The following is a 1097-nucleotide window of genomic DNA, read 5'->3' as shown; positions in this document are numbered from 1 at the left end:
TGTGATGTCCAGGGACGTTGTTGCGTGAATCGCGTGTGATTTGCGGATAGGTGAAGGCCTCCTGTTGCGAGAGTGGAGCTGTCTAGGAACCACTTTCCGCACTCAGGAGGCCTTCATGTCCCACGCTAACGCTGCTCTCACTCCGCGCGCTCGTCTCCGGCTTGCGAGGCTCGTCGTTGAGGACCGGTGGCCGGCAACGGTCGCGGCGAAGATGTTCATGGTCTCGCCGATCACTGCGCGCAAATGGGCGCATCGTTATCGCGCCGAGGGGCCGGCCGGAATGGTCGACCGCTCCAGCCGACCCCGGTCGATGCCGACGAAGACGTCGCCCGAGGTCGTGAAGCAGATCGTGCGAGTGCGATGGCGGAGACGGTTCGGCCCGGCTCAGATCGCGGGCGAGCTGGGCATGCCGGCCTCGACCGTTCATGCGGTGCTGACTCGGTGCCGCATCAACCGGCTCTCGCATATCGACCGGGTCACGGGCGAGCCGATTCGTCGCTACGAACACGACTATCCCGGGTCAATGATCCACGTTGACGTGACGAAGTTCGGCAACATCCCTGACGGGGGCGGTTGGCGTTACGTCGGCAAGTCGCAGGGCGATCGCAACCGAGCGAACACCAAGACCCGCGGCGGGAATCGTCGCGCACCACTGTTGGGCACCGCGTTCCTGCACACCGTGATCGACGACCACTCCCGGGTCGCTTACGTCGAGATCTGTCAGGACGAGAAGGGAGCCACCGCGGTCGGTGTTCTCCAACGCGCGGTCGCCTGGTTCGCTGATCGCGGCGTCACCGTCGAACGCGTCCTCTCCGACAACGGATCGGCGTATCGCTCGTTCGCCTGGCGCGACGCCTGCGCTGAGCTCCGCATCAACCCCAAACGCACCCGCCCCTACCGCCCGCAGACAAACGGCAAGATCGAACGATTCCACCGCACCCTCGCCGACGGATGGGCCTACGCGCGCTTTTACGAATCGGAGACCCAACGACGCGCTGCCCTACCGGGCTGGATCCACTTCTACAATCATCACAGGCACCACTCCGCCGTCGGAGCCCCACCCATCAGCAGACTCAACAACCTGCCTGGACATCACA

1 protein-coding gene is annotated in these 1097 nt (G+C 64.4%); it reads left to right on the top strand.

All coding sequences use genetic code 11. The features are described 5' to 3' along the window. Window positions 1-115: 115 nt before the first annotated feature. Window positions 116-1097 (top strand): IS481 family transposase (locus RS85_RS00025; RefSeq protein WP_082087415.1); only part of this gene is annotated, 982 nt, incomplete at its 3' end.

The sequence above is a fragment of the Microbacterium sp. SA39 genome, assembly GCF_000967865.1.
Classification (GTDB): domain Bacteria; phylum Actinomycetota; class Actinomycetes; order Actinomycetales; family Microbacteriaceae; genus Microbacterium.
This window is presented reverse-complemented; position numbering and strand designations above follow the sequence as displayed.